General features: G+C 75.5%; 16 protein-coding genes and 2 pseudogenes. 16 read left to right on the top strand and 2 right to left on the bottom strand.

The window, feature by feature from the left end; genetic code table 11:
- Positions 1-61: 61 nt before the first annotated feature.
- From SJY06_RS20615 to SJY06_RS20590, 6 genes are all read left to right on the top strand, one after another.
- On the top strand, positions 62-676 hold the full coding sequence (locus tag SJY06_RS20615; protein WP_380169412.1) for a hypothetical protein: 615 nt from the start codon (positions 62-64) through the stop codon (positions 674-676).
- Positions 677-790: 114 nt separating this feature from the next.
- A complete protein-coding gene (gene tmk / locus SJY06_RS20610) occupies positions 791-3580 on the top strand; it encodes a dTMP kinase (RefSeq protein ID WP_380169411.1) in 2790 nt (929 codons plus the stop codon).
- The gene (locus SJY06_RS20605; protein WP_380169410.1) at positions 3577-4722 is read left to right on the top strand and encodes a DNA polymerase III subunit delta'; all 1146 of its coding nucleotides are present in this window, start codon (positions 3577-3579) and stop codon (positions 4720-4722) included. The genes tmk and SJY06_RS20605 overlap by 4 nt, the downstream gene beginning before the upstream one ends.
- On the top strand, positions 4719-6335 hold the full coding sequence (locus SJY06_RS20600; protein ID WP_380169409.1) for an alpha/beta hydrolase: 1617 nt from the start codon (positions 4719-4721) through the stop codon (positions 6333-6335). Before SJY06_RS20605 ends, SJY06_RS20600 begins: the two co-directional genes overlap by 4 nt.
- 168 nt (positions 6336-6503) lie before the next feature.
- Entirely contained in the window at positions 6504-6941 is a 438-nt protein-coding gene (locus SJY06_RS20595; RefSeq protein WP_380169408.1) for an ATP-binding protein, read from the top strand.
- Positions 6938-7480 carry a hypothetical protein gene (locus tag SJY06_RS20590; RefSeq protein ID WP_380169407.1) on the top strand — a complete coding sequence of 181 codons (543 nt, stop codon included), beginning with the start codon at positions 6938-6940 and terminating at the stop codon, positions 7478-7480. The genes SJY06_RS20595 and SJY06_RS20590 overlap by 4 nt, the downstream gene beginning before the upstream one ends.
- On the opposite strand, the gene SJY06_RS20585 is transcribed toward SJY06_RS20590, so the two are convergent.
- Positions 7461-9524, bottom strand: coding sequence for a threonine/serine exporter family protein (locus SJY06_RS20585; protein ID WP_380169406.1), 2064 nt, complete (start codon positions 9522-9524; stop codon positions 7461-7463). The two genes, SJY06_RS20590 and SJY06_RS20585, sit on opposite strands and share 20 nt — an antisense overlap.
- A gap of 104 nt (positions 9525-9628) precedes the next feature.
- Between SJY06_RS20585 and SJY06_RS20580 the strand changes: the two genes are divergently transcribed.
- The 6 genes and pseudogenes from SJY06_RS20580 to SJY06_RS20555 all read left to right on the top strand — a co-directional run bounded on the left by SJY06_RS20580 (position 9629) and on the right by SJY06_RS20555 (position 13943).
- The gene (locus SJY06_RS20580) at positions 9629-10078 is read left to right on the top strand and encodes a hypothetical protein (protein WP_380169405.1); all 450 of its coding nucleotides are present in this window, start codon (positions 9629-9631) and stop codon (positions 10076-10078) included.
- Positions 10079-10092: 14 nt separating this feature from the next.
- Positions 10093-10416 (top strand): annotated as a pseudogene (locus SJY06_RS20575) (hypothetical protein); the annotation flags it as partial.
- A 13-nt stretch (positions 10417-10429) separates the two neighbouring features.
- A pseudogene (gene secD, locus SJY06_RS20570) lies at positions 10430-11416 on the top strand (protein translocase subunit SecD); the annotation flags it as partial.
- 89 nt (positions 11417-11505) lie between these two features.
- Entirely contained in the window at positions 11506-12420 is a 915-nt protein-coding gene (gene secF / locus SJY06_RS20565) for a protein translocase subunit SecF (protein WP_380169738.1), read from the top strand.
- A gap of 34 nt (positions 12421-12454) precedes the next feature.
- The gene (locus SJY06_RS20560; RefSeq protein ID WP_380169404.1) at positions 12455-13096 is read left to right on the top strand and encodes a DedA family protein; all 642 of its coding nucleotides are present in this window, start codon (positions 12455-12457) and stop codon (positions 13094-13096) included.
- 10 nt (positions 13097-13106) lie between these two features.
- Complete coding sequence (locus SJY06_RS20555; RefSeq protein WP_380169403.1) at positions 13107-13943, top strand: SGNH/GDSL hydrolase family protein; 837 nt, start codon at positions 13107-13109, stop codon at positions 13941-13943.
- A 48-nt stretch (positions 13944-13991) separates the two neighbouring features.
- Here SJY06_RS20555 and SJY06_RS20550 read toward each other — a convergent pair whose 3' ends face one another.
- On the bottom strand, positions 13992-14501 hold the full coding sequence (locus tag SJY06_RS20550; RefSeq protein ID WP_380169402.1) for an LURP-one-related/scramblase family protein: 510 nt from the start codon (positions 14499-14501) through the stop codon (positions 13992-13994).
- A 210-nt stretch (positions 14502-14711) separates the two neighbouring features.
- Between SJY06_RS20550 and SJY06_RS20545 the strand changes: the two genes are divergently transcribed.
- From SJY06_RS20545 to SJY06_RS20530, 4 genes are all read left to right on the top strand, one after another.
- Entirely contained in the window at positions 14712-16130 is a 1419-nt protein-coding gene (locus SJY06_RS20545; protein WP_380169401.1) for a hemolysin family protein, read from the top strand.
- Positions 16127-17149 carry a hemolysin family protein gene (locus SJY06_RS20540; RefSeq protein ID WP_380169400.1) on the top strand — a complete coding sequence of 341 codons (1023 nt, stop codon included), beginning with the start codon at positions 16127-16129 and terminating at the stop codon, positions 17147-17149. Before SJY06_RS20545 ends, SJY06_RS20540 begins: the two co-directional genes overlap by 4 nt.
- A 69-nt stretch (positions 17150-17218) precedes the next feature.
- Positions 17219-17896, top strand: a complete 678-nt coding sequence (locus SJY06_RS20535) for an RNA polymerase sigma factor (RefSeq protein WP_380169399.1) — start codon at positions 17219-17221, stop codon at positions 17894-17896.
- Entirely contained in the window at positions 17893-18996 is a 1104-nt protein-coding gene (locus tag SJY06_RS20530; RefSeq protein WP_380169398.1) for a hypothetical protein, read from the top strand. The genes SJY06_RS20535 and SJY06_RS20530 overlap by 4 nt, the downstream gene beginning before the upstream one ends.
- The last annotated feature ends 252 nt before the right edge of the window (positions 18997-19248 follow it).

The following is a 19248-nucleotide window of genomic DNA, read 5'->3' as shown; positions in this document are numbered from 1 at the left end:
GTGCACCGCCGGAGGTGGTGCACCGGCCCGACAGGGCCGGTCGGAACCGCAGGAGGCCATCATGGACGCCACCACCCGCCGTCCCACCGTCCCCACCCAGAGCGACCGGCTCGAGGTCACCACGGTGACCGGTGCCGGCGAGCGCCTGGCCGTCCAGGAGGACGGGACCCGCAGCCGCTCGGCCGGCCTGCCCCCCGTCGCCCGGTACCTGATGGCGGGCCTGCGCCTGGCCCTGGGCTGGGTGTTCCTGTGGGCGTTCGTCGACAAGCTGTTCGGCCTCGGCCGGGCCACCCCCGCGGAGGGCGCCTGGATCGACGGCGGCTCCCCCACCGAGGGCTTCCTGGCCAACGCCCCCACCGGGCCGTTCGCCTCGACCTTCAACGCCATCGCCGGCGCCGCCTGGGCCGACTGGTTCTTCATGCTCGGCCTGCTCGGCATCGGGGTGGCCCTGATGCTCGGCATCGGCATGAGGATCGCCACCGTCGCCGGCAGCCTGATGCTGGTCCTGATGTGGGCCGCCGTCCTGCCCCCGGAGAACAACCCCTTCATGGACGACCACCTGATCTACGCCGGCACGCTGTTCCTGCTGCTGGTCCTGGGCGCGGCGGACACGTTCGGCCTCGGCCGCACCTGGAAGTCCCTCGGGATCGTCCAGCGCTTCCCCGTCCTGCGCTGATCCACAGGACGGGCACCACGGGGGACACCCCCTCACCAGCGCCGCTGCCGCAGGTCCCCCCACCGGCGGCAGCGGCTTCCCCGCGTCCGGGGTCGGCGCACGTACCCTGACGAGGTGACGCAGACACCGCCGGCACCCGAGGCCCCCCAGGTCTCCGACGACCTCGACGGCGCGCCGGACCACAGTCCCCGCGCCGTCCTCCGGCACACCGCGTTCCGCCAGCTGTGGCTCGTGCTGGGCCTGTCGAGCTTCGGCGACTGGCTGGGCCTGCTGGCCATCACGTTCTTCGCCACCCAGCTGGTGGGCGGCACCGACGACATCGCCGCCGCCGGGCTCGCGGTCTCGGTCGTGTTCATCCTGCGCCTGGCCCCGGCGTTGTTGCTGGGCCCGATCGCGGGGGTCCTGGCCGACCGGCTCGACCGGCGGCTCAACCTGGTCGTGGGCGACGTGGTCCGGGGCCTGCTGTTCCTGTCCATCCCCGTGGTCGGCACCCTGGAGTGGCTGTACGTGGCCACCGTCCTGATCGAGGTCGCGGCGCTGTTCTGGATGCCGGCCAAGGACGCGATGGTGCCCAACCTGGTCCCGCGCCGCCGGCTCGAGGCCGCCAACCAGCTCGGGGTCATCGCCACCTACGGCACGGCGCCGCTGGCCGCGCTGGCGTTCGTGCTGATCTCGATGCTGAGCCAGGTGCTCGACGACCTGTCCGGCGGGTTCGCCTCGGCCGTGCTCAGCGAGGTCGACCTGGCCCTGTACGTCAACGCGGCCACGTACCTGACCGCCGCCGTCGTCATCGCCCGGCTGCCGCTGCCGGAGGCCGCCAAGGGTCCGGCCGTGCGGGCCGTGGTGACCGACAGCGACGGTGTGCCCGCGGCCCGGCCGTCGCTGTGGCGCCAGATCGTCGAGGGGTGGGCGTTCATCGCCCGCACCCCGGTGGTGCGGGGCCTGGTCGGCGGCATGATCGGGGCCTTCGCCGCCGGCGGGTTCGTCATCGGGCTCGGCATCGTCTACGCTGCGGGCCTGGGCGCCGGGGCGCCCGGGTACGGCGTGCTGTTCGGGGCGGTGTTCCTGGGCATGGCCCTGGGCGTCTGGCAGGGGCCGCGGACGCTGCGCGACGTCAGCCGCCGTCGGCTGTTCGGGGCGTCCATCGGCGCGGCCGGGGCCGTGCTGGTCGTGGTGGGGCTGTCGCCCGACATCGTGCTGTCCGCTGTCGGGGTGCTCGTGCTCGGCTTCTTCGCGGGCATGGCCTGGGTGACGGGGATGACCCTGCTCGGCGGGGAGGTCGACGACGAGGTGCGGGGCCGCACCTTCGCGTTCGTCCAGACCGCCGTGCGGGTGGTGCTCATCGCGGTCATGGCCGCCGGGCCGTGGCTCGCCACCCAGCTGGTGGGCGAGCGCAGCATCCAGGTCTCCGACGGCCTGACCTGGACCCTGAGCGGCGCCGGCATCGTGATGTCGGCGGCCGGCCTGCTGGCGGTCGTCGTCGGGGTGCTGACGTTCCGGCTGCTCGACGACCGGCCCGGGCTGAGCCTGCGGGCGGAGGTCACCGAGGCGGTGCGCCGCGGCACCGGCGACCCGCTGGACCTGCCGCGACCGCACGAGGGCTTCTTCGTGGTCGTGGAGGGCGGCGACGGCGCCGGCAAGTCCACCCTCGCCAGCGCCCTGGGCGTCTGGCTGACCGACGAGCTGGGCCACGAGGTCGTGCTGACCCGGGAGCCCGGCGGCACGGCCGTCGGCAACGGGGTGCGCCGGCTGGTGCTCGACTGGGACGACACCACCCAGGGACCCGGACCGGTGCCCCGCGCGGAGGCCCTGCTGTTCGCCGCCGACCGGGCGCAGCACGTCGCCACGGTCGTCGAGCCCGCCCTGGCCGGCGGGGCCGTGGTGGTCAGCGACCGCTACGTCGACTCCTCGGTCGCCTACCAGGGCGCCCGCGGGGACCTGGCCGCCGACGAGGTCGCCCGGCTGTCGCGCTGGGCCACGGACGGCCTGCGGGCCGACCTGACGGTCGTGCTCGACCTGGACCCCGGGCAGGCCCGAGCCCGGATGGACGGGCGCGACGGGGTCGGGGTGGCCGACCGGGTCGAGTCGGCAGGGTCGGAGTTCCACGCCTCGGTGCGCTCGACGTTCCTGCGGCTGGCCGGCACCGACGCCCGCCGCTACCTGGTCGTCGACGCCGGTCTGCCGCCGGAGGAGGTGCTCGACCTGGTCACCGACCGGTTGCGGCGCGTGCTCCCGCTGTCGGCCCGCCGGCGTGCCGCTGCGGCGGCCCGGCTCGCCGCGGAGGCCGAGGCCCGGACCGCCCGCGAGCGGGAGGCGGTCCAGGCGGCCGAGGCCGAGGACGCCGAGCGGGCCCGGGTCCGCGAGCAGCTGGCGCAGGCCGAGCGGATGGCCGAGAAGCTCAAGGCGGAGCAGGCCGCCGCGGAGGCCGAGCGCCGTCGCCAGGTCGCGGAGGAGGCCCGCGCGGCGCGGCAGGACAGCGACACCGCCGTGATCCCGGCCGTGCGCCCGGCCGACCACCGCTACCCGGCCGACCAGTACGGGAGCGACCAGTACGCACCCGGCGCCTACGCGGCCGAGGAGCAGGCCGCGGACCAGTACGCGACCGACCAGTACGGCACGGACCAGTACGCGACGGACCAGTACGGCACGGACCAGTACGCGACCGACCAGTACGGCACCGACCAGTACGGCACCGACCAGTACGCGACCGACCAGTACGCCACCGACGAGTACCCGACGCAGGGCTACGAGGACGATCGGGGGGACCTCGCCGACGAGCTGTACGGCCGCCCGGCCGAGGGGAGCGACGTCGACGAGACGAGGCCGCAGCGCATCGAGCTGCCCGACGACGCGGCCACCGGGGCGTCCGGCCGGTGGCGCCGGTCGCCGGGGCAGGGCGGGTGAGCGTCTGGGACGCCGTGGTCGGGCAGGAGCGGGCGGTCGCGGTCCTGCAGCGCGCCGTCCGGCGCCAGCACGAGCGGTCCGGCCTCGCCCACGCCTGGCTGGTGACGGGACCGCCCGGGTCCGGTCGTTCAGTCGCGGCCCGGGCGTTCGCGGCCGCGCTGCAGTGCCCCGAGGACGGGTGCGGTCGCTGCCACGACTGCCGTGAGGCGCTGGCGGGGTCCCACCCGGACGTCACCCTGCTGGCCACGGACGAGATGCAGCTGCGCAAGGACGTCGTGGTCGACCTGATCCGCCGGGCCGCCGTGGCGCCGACCCGGGGTCGCTGGGTGGTCGTGGTCGTGGAGGACGCCGACCGGCTGAACGACATGACGGCCAACATGCTGCTGCGGGAGGTCGAGGAGCCGCCGCCGCACACCGTGTGGGTGCTGTGCGCGCCGTTCCCCGAGGACCTGCTGCCGACGATCCGCAGCCGCTGCCGGGTCGTGACCCTGGGCGTGCCGCGCGCCGGGGCCGTGGCCGACGTCCTCGTCGCCCGGCACGGCATCAGCCCGGGGGAGGCGGCCTGGGCCGCCGCGGCGTCGCAGGGCCACATCGGGGTGGCCCGCCGCCTGGCCCTGGACCCCGACGCGCGCCGCCGCCGCCGGGAGGTGCTGCAGACCCCGTCGCGGGCCGTCGGCGTGCCCGGTGCGGTCCAGGCCGCCCAGGAGCTGCGCGACATCGCGACGGAGGAGTCGACCGCCGCGGTGGAGGCCGCCCAGGAGGAGCAGAACGCCGAGTGGCTGCGCATGATGGGCGTGGCCACCCCCGAGGAGCTGCCCCGCCAGGTGCGGACCCAGTGGCGCGAGCTGCAGGAGTCGCACAAGCGGCAGGCCCGGCGCAGCGCGACCGACGGCCTGGACCGGGCGCTGCTGGACCTGCTGTCGCTGTACCGCGACGTGCTCGTGGTGCAGGCGGGCTCGTCGGTGCCGCTGGTCAACGCGGACATGCGCGCCGACGTCGAGGGCCTGGCCCGCCGGTCCAGCCCGGCCGACGTGCTGCGGGTCTGCGACACCATCACGACCACGCGCCGTCGGCTGACGCAGAACGCTGCGCTGCCGCTGGCGCTCGAAGGCATGACCGTCCAGCTCGGGGAGTCCACGTGAGCCGCGCCACCGTCACCACGCCCGTCCGGCCCCGTCGGCTGCGGGGCCTCGCCCTGGGGGTCGGCGTCGCGGTCGCCATCGGCGGCTGCAGCCTGGTCGACGGCGAGGGCACCGCCGCCCCGTCCCCGGCCGACGCGTCGGTGACGGCGGCCCCCGAGCCCGACCTGGGCCCGTTCTACGAGCAGACCGTGCAGTGGGGCGGCTGCGAGGACGTCGACGCGCCCGAGGGGGTCTCGGCCGAGGACCACGAGTGCGCGACGCTGGAGGTGCCGCTGGACTACGAGGACCCGGCCGGCGAGCGGCTCGAGATCGCGCTGACCCGGCTGCCGGCCACCGGCGACCGGTTGGGCTCCCTGGTCGTCAACCCGGGCGGGCCCGGCGGGTCGGGCGTGGACTACGCGCTGCAGGCGGCCTTCGTCACCAGCGACGAGCTGCGCGCGGCCTACGACGTGGTCGGCTTCGACCCGCGCGGCGTGGCCCGCTCCGGCGGGGTGGACTGCCTCGACGACGCCGCCTACGACGAGTTCGCCGCGGCCGACCCCAGCCCGGACGACACGGCCGAGCTGGTGGAGCTGGAGCGGCTGTCGGGGGCGCTGGCCGACGGCTGCGCCGACGACCCCGTCGCCCCGTACGTCGACACGGTGTCGGCCACGCGGGACATGGACGTGCTGCGGGCCGCGCTGGGCGACTCCGAGCTGACCTACCTGGGCAAGTCCTACGGCACCGTGCTCGGGGCCATGTACGCCGAGCTGTTCCCCGACCGGACCGGGCGCATGGTGCTGGACGGCGCGGTCGACCTGACCCCCCGGGAGGCCTCCGACCTGCAGACGGCCATCGAGCAGGCCCGGGGCTTCGAGGTGGCGATGGAGTCCTTCGTCGCCGACTGCCTGCAGCAGGAGGACTGCCCGCTGACCGGGACCGTCGAGGACGGCGTCTCGCAGGTGCAGGGGCTGCTGGCCGCCCTGGAGACCGCCCCGCTGCCGACCCCGGACCCCGACCGCCCGGTGGGGCAGGGGCTCGGCCTGTTCGCGCTGATCGGCCCGCTCTACCAGTACGACCTGTGGCCGGCGCTGCGGCAGGGCCTGGCCGGGGCGCTCGCCGGGGACGGCGAGGTGCTGCTGCTCATCAACGACCTGTTCGCCGAGCGGGAGCCCGACGGCAGCTACCGCAACAACGCCGGAGAGGCGATCTACGCCGTCAACTGCGTGGACGGTGGCGCCGACCCCGGAGGCCTGCAGGAGCTGGGCGTCGAGGACTACGACGAGCTGGCCGACGTGCTGGCCGAGGAGGCCCCGACGTTCGGGCCGCAGCTGGCCTACGGCGGCCTGCCCTGCCTCAGCTGGCCCCACGACCCCGTGGCCTGGCCGGAGATCGACGGCGCCGGTGCCGGCGACATCGTCGTGGTCGGCACGACCCGGGACCCGGCCACCCCGGCGGTGTGGGCCGAGCGGCTGGCCGAGCAGCTGGAGTCCGGGGTCCTGGTGACCTTCGACGGCGACGGCCACACCGCCTACGGGCAGACCGGCGCCGGCTGCGTGGACAGCGCCCTGGACGCCTACCTGGTCGAGGGCACGGTGCCGGAGGACGGCCTGGTGTGCCCGGCCGAGTACTGAGCCCGGCCCCGTGGCGCCTCCCCCGTTCGACCCATTCCCGCCGTCCAGGTGGACGGATCCCTGGTGGGCACAGCACCCTGGGGGGCCGGAGCGCCGTGACCGGCGCCACGTGGACCGGAGGACGAGGCGGATGTCGGACGGCTTGACGGCCTGCGGGAGGTGGTCCCCGTGACCGCACCCGCGGCGATCGAGCTGCCGCCGCAGGCCCTGTCGGCCCGTGAGGCCCGGCGCTGGGTGACCGAGCGGATCTCCGCCTACGGGCTCGAGCCGTTGTGCGACGCCGTCGAGCTGCTGACCGTCGAGGTCGTCACCAACGCCCTGCTGCACGCCGGCACCCAGGTCCGGGTCATGGTCGAGCGCAAGGGCCCGGGCGTGCAGGTCGACGTCCACGACGGCTCGCTGGTGCCGCCGCACCGGCAGCACTTCTCGCGCACCGCGACGACCGGGCGGGGCGTGGGGCTGCTGGACGACCTGGCCGACGAGTGGGGCTGGCGGCCGGAGGCGGACGGCAAGACCGTGTGGTTCCGCGTGCTGCACCCCCGCGAGACGTGGTCCGGGGCCGACTTCATGGCCGACATCGACCTGGACGGCCTGGAGCCCGCGTGAGCCCGCTGGGTGGGGGCACGGAGTCGGCCCTCGGGCGGTACCTGCCCCCGCTCGACCCGGCCGGTGACGAGCCGGTGCAGGTGCGGCTGGAGGGTCTGCCGCCCGCGCTGCTGCTGGCGGCCCGTGAGCAGCACGACGGCCTGCTGCGCGAGCTGCGCCTGCTGTGGCTGGAGGACGACGCCGGCGAGGCCCACCCGTCGGCCCGGCTGAGTGAGCTGGTGGCGGCGCTGGTCGTGCAGGGCACTCCGCCGCGCTCCCGGCGCGACGAGGAGATCGAGGCGGCCCTGGCCCGCGGGCAGGAGCGCATCGACCTGGTCGAGCGGGTCCCGGTCGCGGCCGGTGAGGTCGCCGAGCGGCTGGGCGAGCTGCTGGCCGACGGCGACCGGCTGTGCGAGCAGGGCCAGCTGATGACGCTGCCGCGCTCGCCCCTGCTGCGCCGGTTCACCACCTGGTACCTGGAGCAGTACCGGGACCAGGTGCAGGGTCGACCGCCCGTCCGCTGGGACGGGCCGACCCGGATCAGCCCGTCGTCGGACTGACCTGCCGCCGTCGCAGCCGGTCCGCCACCTGCCCGCCCACGGCGAGGCCCAGCAGCACCCCGAGCGCGACGCCGACCATCGACGTGCCCATCGTCACCAGCGAGGACACGCCCTCGGCGGTGTCCTCGTCGAGGAACCGCGTCACGCCCTCCAGACCCACGGCCCCGGGCACGAGCAGCCAGAAGCCGGGCAGGAAGCTGACCAGGGCCGGTGGTCCCGACTCCCGCCGGGCGGCGATCATGGCGACCGGGGTCATGGCCAGGGCGCCGAAGAACGCCGACAGGGTGCTGCCGAAGAACACCCCGCCGACCACCTGCCCGGCGTAGGCGACGTACAGCACCAGCAGGATCCAGGGCAGGGACGAGCGCCGGGCCCCCTTGAACAGCACCACCCCGACGCCGAACACGGCGACCCCGAGCCAGGTCGCGACGACCGTGAACGCGGAGTCGGTGGGGTCGTCGATGGCCGCCCCCGGCACCCCGACGAGCTGGGCCCCGGCCAGGATGCCGAGGGCCAGCAGCACGAGGCGCAGGAACCCGGCGGCCAGGCGCCCCGAGCCGGACATGATCTGGCCCGTCGACAGCTCGAACACCGCCGTGGTCAGCAGTGCGCCGGGCAGGAACGCCACCAGGGCCGCGACCAGCGGGGGGAACACGGCTAGGTCCGGCAGCACCCGGGCCACGCTCAGCACCACCGCCGAGGCGCCCAGGGCCGCCACCACGGGCAGGAACGGCTGGTAGCTGCTGCGGAACCGCTCGGCGGCCAGGTGCAGCGCCCCCACGAGCAGGCCCACGCCCCCGCCCACCAGCAGCTCGAGCCAACCGCCCCGCAGGATCAGCACCAGGCCGAGGGTGAACAGCACGTAGCCCACCAGCTGCGCGCCCGCGCTGAACGGTGGTCCGGCCGCGCGCACCGCGGCCAGCGCCACGCGGCCGTCGGACGGGCTCAGCTCGCCGCGCCGGGCCTGGTCGACGATGCGGAACACCTCGTCCACCTGGTCCAGGCGCAGCGCGGTCGACCCCGCGGTGGACACCTCGGTCTGCACGCCCTCGCCGTGCGGCAGCGAGATGAACAGCGCCGTCGGCATGACGACCAGGCCCACGTCGTGGACCCCGTTGACCAGGGCGACCTGCTCCAGGGTCTCCTGCACGTGGTTGATGGGGTCGCCCGCGTCGACCAGCGCCTCGCCCAGGGCCAGCAGGAAGTCCAGCGTGGCGGGATCGGTCCCGCCCTCACCGCCCCGGCCGGCGGCGGTCGGGGCCACAGCGGTCACGGCGGCCGTGGTGCCGTCGCCGGCATCGTCGCTGTCGTCGCTGTCGTCGCTGTCGTCGCTGTCGTCGCTGTCGGGGCCCGTGGCCCCGGTCGCACCACCGGCACCGTCCGCCCCGGCTGCGCCGTCCGCCCCGTCGGCGGCCTCACGTCGCAGCGCCACGCGCAGCAGCACCGCTCCCACCAGCAGCACGACCACCGCCAGCACCACCGAGCCCAGCGGGATGCTGCTGCTGCGCAGCGCCGGCGTCACCGGGGCCAGCCGGACGGGCTCGCGGGTGGTGGCCGGCGCGCTCGCCCCGCTGCTGCCGGTCGGGCCGGGCGACTGCGTGGCGGTCGTCCCCGGGGCGGTCGGCTGGACGCCGGGGGCCGGGGCGGTGGCCCCGGGTGCGGTCGGCGCCGTGGTCGGGGTGCCCGGGGTCGTCGGGGCGGGGGCGGTGGCCCCTGGTGCGGTCGGCGCCGTGGTCGGGCTGCCAGGGGTCTGCGGGTCGGGGTCCGGTGCCTCCTCGCTGCCGGGTGGCGGCGCGGGCACGGCGGGGGAGGGGGCCGGGGACGGGGCACCGGCTGAGGCGTCCGACTGCGGCTCGACGGCGAGCGGGGCGGCGGGCACGGCAGCGAGCGGCTCGGCGGCGAGCGGCTCGGCGGGCACGACGGGCACAGCGGCGGGCACGGCGACGAGCGGGGCGGCCGCGAGGGCGGGCGCGGCGCCCAGGGGCAGCAGCAGACCCAGGAGGAGGGCACCCGCCCGCAGGACGTGGGCAGGAGGCAGGCGCACGTGGCCAGACGAACACCCGGGACCGAGGGGTGTCAACGCGGGCCATCGCTCCCCGCCCCGCCGGTAGGCTTCTGGCCGTCCGAGCCGGCGACGGAGGGGAGCTCGTGCGCCGTCCTGTCGTGCTCGCGCTCGTCCAGGCCCTGCTGGTCGTCCTGGCGCCGCTGCTCGCCACCCCGGCGGCCTTGTCGGCGTCGGCGAGCCTGCTGGGCCCCGCGATGCTGCAGCCGTCCTCGGTGGCGCAGCCGGCCGAGGCCGCTCCGGCCGCCGACCGCCCGCCCGGCGGTGAGTCGGCCGAGGACCGGCGCGCCCTGCCCGGGCCGCCCGCCGTCCGGCCCGCCGTCCTCGACCCGGACGACGCCTGCGACCCGGACGACCCCACGGACCCGGACGACGGCTCGGCCCCCTCCGCCGCCGACGCGCCCGCGTGGCCGGCGCTGCTGGCCCTGCCGCGCCCGAGCACCACCCCCCTCGCCACGCGACCCGCTGCCACCCAGCCGCAGCGGGTCGACCTTGCCGTGGCCGGCCGGGCCCCTCCGACCGGGACGAGCACGTGATGTCCCGCTCGTAGGTGCGGCCCCGTGGGGGCCGCCGTCCCCGGAGGTCCCCCGTGTCACGTCCCACCCGTCCCCAGCTGCTCCGCCTGCTCGTCGTCGTCGCCGTCCTGACGGTGTCCGCCTACTACGTCCTGACCAGCACGCCCCGGCTCGGGCTGGACCTGCGGGGCGGCACCCAGATCACCCTGCAGACCCTCGACTCACCCACCGTCACCGCGGACGCAGGCACCACCGACCGCACCATGGAGGTGCTGCGCCGACGGGTCGACGCGCTCGGGGTCAGCGAGCCGACCCTGGTCCGCTCGGGCGAGCGCCGCATCGTCGTCGAGCTGCCCGGCGTGCAGGACCCGCGTGAGGCGGCCGAGACCATCGGGCGCACGGCGCAGCTCTCGTTCCACCCCCGTCCTCGGGGTCGCCGGGGCGCAGGAGGCCGAGGACCAGGACGCCGAGGATCCCGCGACGGGCGAGGTCGTGCTCCCCGACGAGTCCGGGACCCCGCTCCGGCTGGCCCCGGCGGCCCTGACCGGCGAAGGGGTCGGCGCCGCGGCGGCGGTGCTGGGCCAGCAGGGGGTCGGCTGGAACGTGTCGGTCGACTTCCAGGGGAAGGGACGGGCGGCCTGGCAGGCCCTGACCGCGCAGGCCGCCTGCGCCCCGCCGGGGGACCCGCAGCGTCGCGTGGCGATCGTGCTCGACGACGAGGTCGTGTCCAGCCCGCAGGTCGACCCCAGCGTGGCGTGCGAGGCCGGCATCCCCGGGTTCACGACGTCGATCACCGGCTCGTTCACGCAGGAGGAGGCCGAGGACCTGGCCGCGCTCATCCAGGGCGGCGCCCTGCCGGTGCCGGTCGAGATCATGGAGCTGCGCACCGTCGGGGCGACGTTGGGGGCCGCCGCGATCAGCGCGAGCGCCCTGGCCGCCGTCATCGGCGTCACGCTGACCGGGTTGTTCATGGCGGCGGTGTACCGGGTGCTCGGGGGCCTGGCCGTGGTCGCGCTCGCCGGCTACGGGCTGATCGCCTACGCCGGGCTGCTCGCGGTCGGGGCGACGCTGACCCTGCCCGGGCTGGCCGGCTTCGTGCTGGCCATCGGCATGGCCGTGGACGCCAACGTGCTGGTCTACGAGCGGGCCCGCGAGGAGTACCAGCGCCGCGGCAAGGGCCTGGCCGACGCGACCAGGCGCGGCTTCTCGGGCGCCTGGACCGCCATCATCGACTCCAACGTCACGACCCTGCTGGCGGCCGGGCTGCTGTTCGTCCTGGCCTCGGGTCCCGTCCGTGGCTTCGGGGTCACGCTGAGCCTCGGGGTGCTGGCGTCGATGTTCAGCGCGCTGGTGCTGACCCGCGTCCTGGCCGAGAGCGCCGTCGGCAGCGGCTGGCTGCAGCGCCGGCCGGGGGCCAGCGGGGTCAGCCGGCTGGGACCGGTGCGCGAGTGGCTCACCCGCCGCGACCCGGACCTGATGCGCCACGGCCGGGGCCTACTGGTCGGTGCGGTGGTGGCGGTGCTGGTGGCCGGGTCGAGTTCACCGGCGGCCGGCTGCTGGAGTACCGGGCCGAGGCGGTCGAGCCGGCCGGGACGGACGTCGCGGGCGACGTGCGGGCGGCCGTGGCCGAGGCGGGCTTCCCGCAGGCGGTCGTGCAGAGCGGCGGGGACGGGCTCGTCACGGTGCGGACGGGGGTCATCGACAACGACGAGGCCGTGCTCGTGCAGGACGCGGTGGACGTGGCCACCCCGGGCGACCTGGAGAAGGTCCGCGACGAGCTGATCGGGCCCAGCCTGGGCTCGGAGCTGCAGCGCAACGCCCTGATCGCGCTGGCCGTGGCCCTGCTCGCGCAGCTGACGTACCTGGCCGTCCGGTTCCGCTGGACCTTCGCCGCCTCGTCGGTGCTGGCCATGGTGCACGACGTCGTGATCGTCGTCGGGGTGTTCGCCTGGCTGGGGCGGCCGGTGGACGGGGTGTTCCTCGCCGCCCTGCTGACCGTCATCGGCTACTCGGTCAACGACTCGGTGGTGATCTTCGACCGGGTGCGCGAGCTGTGGCGGGCGGCGCCGGCCGGGCGGTTCCGGGCCCTGGTCAACCAGGCCGTGGTCCAGACCCTGCCCCGCACGGTCAACACCGGGATCGGGGCGGGCGTGATCCTGGTGTCGCTGGCGGTGCTCGGCGGGGACTCCCTGACCGACTTCGCCCTCGCGCTGCTGGTCGGCATCGTGGTGGGCTCGTACTCGTCGTTGTTCGTCGCCTCGCCGCTCGCGGTGGCGCTCGAGCGGCGCCGGCCGAGCCCGCCGCCGGCCCGCCGGGAACGCAGCACCCCCCGGGACCCGTTGGACAGCGGTGCCGTCGTATGAGGCGGTCGGGCGAGCGGACGGACAGGGTGCACCGGTGAGCAGCAACCAGGTCGAGGGCGGGATCGCCGGCTGGGCGGTCGGGCTGATGGAGACCCTCGGCGGGCCGGGCGCGGGGCTGGTAGTCGCGATCGAGAACGTCTTCCCGCCCATCCCTAGCGAGGTGATCCTGCCGCTGGCGGGCTTCACGGCCAGCCAGGGCAGCTTCTCGCTGCTGTCGGCGATCCTGTGGACCACGGCGGGCTCGCTGGTCGGGGCCCTGGCGCTGTACTGGATCGGCGCGGCGGTCGGCCGGGACCGGGTGGTGGCCTTCGCGGGGCGGCTACCGCTGGTCGACCCCACGGACATCGAGGTCGCCGAGCGCTGGTTCGTCCGGCACGGCTACGCCGCGGTCTTCTTCGGTCGGATGCTGCCCATCATCCGCAGCGCCATCTCCGTCCCGGCGGGGGTGGAGCGCATGCCGCTGACCCGGTTCGTGCTCTACACCACCGCGGGCAGCGCCCTCTGGAACAGCCTGTTCATCGTGGCGGGGTTCTACCTGGGCGAGAACTGGTCGGTGGTGGAGCAGTACGCGGCGGTGCTGCAGTACGTCGTCATCGCCGTCGCGGTGGCGCTGGTCGCGTGGTTCGTCGTGGTGCGGGTGCGGCGGCACCGACGCCGCCGGGACGCCGACGCGTAGGCGGCGGCCGGTGGGTACCGTCGAGGGCGTGCGCCTGGTCTGCGTGGGGGACTCCTTCACCGAGGGGATGAGCGACGACCTGCGGGCCGACGGGGAGTACCTGGGCTGGGCGGACCGGGTGGCGACGGCGCTCGCCCGCCGGCAGGCGGACCCGGGGGCGGACCCGACCATGGACGGCGCGCCCGTCCGCTACGCCAACCTGGCCGTGCGCGGCAAGCTGCTGGACCAGGTCGTCGCCGAGCAGCTGGCCCCCGCGGCGGCCATGGCCCCCACCCTGACCACGTTCCACGCCGGGCCCAACGACGTGCTGCGCCGGGGCACGGACCTGGCCGACCTGTGCGCCCGCTACGAGCAGGCGGTGGCGCAGGTCGCGCTCAGCAGCGAGCGCGTGCTGCTGTTCACGTCGATCGGCCGGGCCGGGGGCAGCGGCCGGCTCGCGGCCTGGCTGGCGGCGCGCTTCGCCCGGTTCAACGCCAACGTGCGCTCGGTGGCCGAGCGCCACGGCGCCCTGCTGGTGGACCTGGAGCCGGTCGACGTGCTGACCGACCGGCGGGTCTGGCACCTGGACCGGCTCCACCTGAACGCCCAGGGCCACGCCCGGGTCGCCGCCGCCGTGCTGGAACAGCTGGACGTGACCGGGCCCGACCTGCTCGGCGGAGCGGCCGGCTGGTGGCGCGACCCGCTGCCCGAGGCCACCGCGGTCGGTCGGGTGGCCGCGGCGGCGACCGACGCGGCCTGGGCGCGGGAGCACCTGCTGCCCTGGGTCGGGCGGCGGCTGACGGGACGCTCCAGCGGCGACGGCCGCACCCCCAAGGACCCGGTGCTGCGGGTCGTGGCGCCCGGCTGAGGCGCCCGGCCGGTTTTGCGGGCCGACCTGCGCGCGGTCAGTCGCGGGTCAGTCCCGCTCGACCCAGCGGTCCACCGCCCACAGCACGGCCAGGGCCAGCCCCGGGTCGGTGCCGTCGGCCACGTCCAGGGTGTACGTGTCGCGGATGGTCACCCACTTCTGGGTGATGGCCGCCACGGGGCGGCCGTCGACGCTGATCGAGTACTCCTTCTCCAGGAACGAGCCCTCGAGCTCCCACGTGCCGGACCCGGTCGTCTGCATGGTCATCCGGGACCGGACCGGCGAGAACATCTTGGCCCGAAGCGACGCGACCTCGGTGCCCGCGGCGTCCTGCACGGTCATCTGCTTGGGGATGCCGAGCAGGGCGCCCCTCACCTGGTAGACGACCTGGTCGGCGGCGTCGCGCACCTCGGCCCGGGGACGCGGGCCGAGCTTGCCGTCGACCACGTAGCGGCGCTCGCCGGTGAGGGGGTCGGTCACCGCGAAGTCGCGGCCGACGCCGAACGTCGACTTGACCAGCAGCCGGGTCCAGCCGGCGGAGGCAGCGGGAACGGTCATGACCCATGGTGACCCGGCGCGGGTCGCGGGTCCAGACCCGCGGGCCTGCGGGACCGCCCGCTCCGGCGGGCGGTCGGATGGCGGGTCGGTCGGGCGGCCGTAGGCTGTGGGACGCACCCACCCCTCGTCGAAGGACCCGCCCGCCGTGCCGGCACACCCCTGCTCCTGCTCCGTCCTGCCCCACCCGATCGGCGTCCCGGAGCGCTCGCGGTGACCGCCGCGATCCTCCTCCTGCTGCTCGGGCTCGTGCTGACGGCCGTGATCATCGCGGCCAACGGGTACTTCGTCGCGCAGGAGTTCGCGTACATGTCGGTCGACCGCTCCCGGCTGCGGGCCGCGGCGGACGCCGGCGACGACGGCGCCCGGCGGGCGCTGGACGTGACCAACCGGACGTCGTTCATGCTGTCCGGCGCCCAGCTGGGCATCACCGTGACCGGTCTGCTCGTCGGCTTCGTGGCCGAGCCGTTCGTCGGGGAGTCGTTGGGCGTGCTGCTCGGGGCCGGCGGCGTGCCGACCGGGGTCGGCGTGGCCGTGGGCACCGTGAGTGCGCTGGTCCTGGCCTCCGTGGTGCAGATGATCTTCGGTGAGCTGTTCCCCAAGAACCTCGCGATCGCCAGCCCGGAGCCGCTGGCCAAGGCCCTGGCCCGCTCGACCAAGCTGTACCTGGCCGTGTTCGGCTGGCTCATCGCGTTCTTCGACATCTCGTCCAACGCCGTGCTGCGCCTCGTGCGGGTCGAGCCCGTCCACGACGTCGACTCCAGCGCCACCGCGGAGGACCTGGAGCGCATCATCGGCGACTCCCGCAGCAGCGGGGACCTGCCCGACGAGCTGTCGGTGCTGCTGGACCGGATCCTCGACTTTCCCGACCGCGACGTCGAGCACGCCATGATCCCGCGGGCCCGGGTGGGCGTCGCGCGGCCCGAGACCACGGTGGCCGAGATGTGGGGCCTGATGGCCAGCGGCCACACCCGCTACCCCGTGCTGGGGGAGCAGGAGGAGCCGCTGGGCGTGGTGCACCTGTCCGACGTGCTGCTCGCCGACCCCGCCGACGACCGTCCGGTCAGCACCCTGATGCGCCCGGCCCTGGTGGTGCCCACGCTCATGCCGCTGCCCGACGCGCTGGAGCGGCTGACCGACAGCAAGAACGAGCTGGCCTGCGTGATCGACGAGTACGGCGGGTTCAGCGGGGTGCTGACCATGGAGGACCTGGCCGAGGAGCTGGTCGGCGAGATCAGCGACGAGCACGACGTGGCCGAGGACGCCGCGGCCGCCGTCGACGGCGAGGGCACCTGGGTGATGGACGGGGACCTGCCCATCGACGAGGCCGAGCGCGTCATCGGCCACACGCTGCCCCGCGGCGACTTCGAGACCGTGGCCGGGCTGGTCATCGCCCACGCCGGCGACCTGCCCGACCTGGGGGCCACCGTCGAGCTCGAGCTGCCGCACGAGGCCGCCGACCTGGTGGGCCACGACCTGCAGCCGCGCGGGCTGCGGATCGAGGTGGTCGAGGTCGAGCGGCACGTGCCCACGGTGCTGCGGGTCCACCTGCCCCCGGTCGAGGAGCCGGACGGGGCCGACGCCGACGCTGCGGCCGACCGCAGCGACGACGACGCGGAGGTCCAGCGGTGAACGGCTTCGGGATCGCGGGCGTCACCGCGCTGCTGATCGTGCTGAGCGCGTTCTTCGTGGTCATCGAGTTCGCGCTGCTGGGCGCCCGCAAGCACCGCCTCGAGCAGGACGCCGTCCACAGCTCCGCGGCGCGGGCGGCGCTGCGCGGCATGGACGAGCTGACCGTCATGCTGGCCGGGGCCCAGCTGGGCATCACGGCCTGCACGTTCGCCCTCGGCGCCGTGACCAAGCCCGCGGTCGACGCCTGGCTCGGCCCGGTGCTGGCCACCCTCGGCCTGCCCATGTGGCTGGCCGGCGGGGCGGCGTTCGCCCTGTCGCTGTTCGCGGTGACGTTCCTGCACCTGGTCGTCGGCGAGATGGCGCCCAAGTCGTGGGCCATCTCCCACCCCGAGCTGGCCGCCCGGATCATCGGCCTGCCCTCGCGGGCGTTCGTCGCCGTGTTCCGGCCGTTCCTCAAGTGGGTCAACGTGATCGCCAACAAGCTGGTCGCCCGCACGGGCGTCGAGCCCGTCGACCGGGCGGCCGTGGGCGGCCGTGACGCCGCCACCATCCGCAGCCTGGTCGAGTACTCCGAGCAGGCCGGTGTGCTGGAGCCCGAGCTGGGCAACCAGCTGGCCGAGGTCATCGAGCTGCAGGGCCTGACCGTCGCGGACATCACGACCCCCAACGCCGAGCCCACCGCCGTGGCGGCCGACTCCGCCGTCGCCGAGGTCCGCGCCGCCGCGCAGGCCTCGGGCCACCTGCGTATCCTGATGCGCGACGACACGGGTGACCTGTCGCACGTGGTCCACGTGCGCGACACCATGACCTCGCCGCAGACCGACCGAGCGCTGCCGCTGGCCCGTCCGGTGTTCCGCGTCGACGCGGCCACCCCGGTCTACGAGCTGCTGGGCCAGATGCGCGAGCAGCGCGAGCAGCTGGCCGTGGTCGACCAGGACCAGCAGGTGTTCGGCATCGTGACCCTGACCGACGTCGTGCGCCGCGTGCTGCCGGGTCGGGTGGACAGCGCCGTCGGCTGAGCCCACCCCGTGACACCGCCCGTCGCCCCATGATGGAACCGGGGCGGCGGTGCCGGGCACAGAGGGGGTGTGGGGACGACGGACGAGACGAGCGACCGTGAGCTGTGGCGACGGGCGGCCGCGGGGGACGCGGACGCGTTCGCCCGGATCTACGACCGGCACCTCGAGCCGGTGCGGGCGTTCTGCGCCCGCCGCTCGGGGTCGCTGGACGCCGCCGACGACCTGGTCTCGGTCGTGTTCCTGGAGGCGTGGCGCCGCCGGGCCGACGTGGAGCTCGTCCACGACAGCGCCCTGCCCTGGCTGTACGGCGTCGCCGCCCGCACAGTGCAGCGGCGCACGCGCACGGCCCTGCGCCACCGCCGGCTGCTGACCCGGCTGCGCCACGACGCCGCGGGGCCGCCGCGGGCGAGCCCGGACGGCCCCGCCGCCCGGCTGGTGCAGGCCGACCACGCCGACGTCGTCGCGGCCCGCGTCGACGACGAGCGCCACCTGGCGCAGGTCAGGGCGGCCCTGTCCCGGTTGGGCCGGCTGGACCAGGAGGTCCTGCTGCTGTGCCTGTGGCAGGGGCTCGACCACGCGGCGGCCGCCGTGGCCCTGCAGGTGCCCGTCGGCACCGTCAAGTCCCGGTTGTCCCGGGCGCGCGCCCGGCTCCAGCGGGCCGCCGCGGACGAGGCGGGCCACCCCGCCCGGACCGGCGCCGCACCGTCGGCCCTGCACCCCGACCCCGCCGTCCAGGAGACGCCATGACCCCGACCCTGTCCTCCCGCATGGACCCCGACCGTTCCGCGCGGCTGCGGGCGCTGCTCGTCGACACCGTCGAGCGCACGTCACCGGAGTCCCGTGGCGCCCGCGACGCAGCGTCGGCCGCGCCGAGGCGACGGCGCGTGCCTCGGCCCTTGGCCGTCGGCGTCCTCACCGTGGGGGCGATCGGGCTGGGGGCCGGCGCCGCGGTGTCGGTGACGCAGTTCCTGCAGCCGGACGACCTGAGCTTTGCCTGCGTGCTCGGGGAGCAAGCCGACGCCGAGCAGGTCCAGAAGCGGGCGACGGTGGCCGACGCCGTCGCGTCCTGCCGCCGGGAGTGGCCCGCGGACGGTGCGGTGCCGGAGCTGGCCGTGTTCATGAGCCGGTACGGGATCTTCGTGGCGCCGCTGGGCTGGGACGGCTCGCAGATGGACGCCGAACGGGTCTCGCAGGACGTGGCCTTCGACCCCCGCCCCGCGCGCCTCGAGGCCGCCCTGGGCGACTGGGTGGACGGGCTGGAGTCGGACTGCTTCAGCGAGGCCGAGGCGCTGGCCCGGGTCGAGGACGACCTGACGGCGCTCGGCCTGGCCGGCTGGACCGTGCGGGCGGAGGACAACGACGGCCGCGAGCAGCCGGCCGACGGGGTAGGCACCTGCGCCTGGGCGATGATCCCCGTGGACTTCGGGCCGGAGCGCGAGGTGTGGGTGCGCGGGCAGGACCCGTCGCTCGGGGAGGGTTCCCGCGAGACGCTGCAGGAGAGCACGACCGAAGCAGAGCTGCGGACGATCTACACCCAGGAGTACCGCGACGCGGTCGACTCCGGCACGGAGTTCGGGCAGTCGGAGACGGCGTGGGTGGCGGAGTCCGTGCAGCTCACCCTGTCGGTGCGCAGCCAGCTGAAGGACCTGCGCGACGCCTTCGACACCGGCCGCTGCCTGACGGCGGACCAGGCCGAGCAGGAGGTGCTCGGCATCCTGGACCCGACGTGGAACTCCGACGTGGACGTGTCCATCGACGACACGCTGGCCTGCGCCAGCGTCGAGGTCGGCATGGGCGGGACGTGGCTGGTGAGCATCGTCGGGCCGGAGGTCCTGCCCGGCGGGTGACTGGCCGGGTGGTCCAGGTCCTGGGGTGGAGCGCGGAGCCGCCTATCAGAATCGAACTGATGACCTACGCATTACGAGAGAGTTCCCCGGGTCTGGCGGCATGACGCCCAGCAGCTGACCTGGTCGTTTGTCGGGATCGGCTGCTGCGTGCTGTTGGCTGCCGCGAGATCGATCGGGGCACATGGGGGGCATGGGGTTCGACCCCAACCCTGGGGGTGTGGGTGGTGATCCCGTCGCGTCGGCTGGGCCGTG

Source organism: Jannaschia sp. R86511, from assembly GCF_042466345.1.
Classification (GTDB): Bacteria; Actinomycetota; Actinomycetes; order Actinomycetales; family JBBAYJ01; genus Aquipuribacter.
The sequence above is the reverse complement of the archived record's forward strand: the minus strand, read 5'-3'. Positions and strand labels throughout refer to the sequence as shown.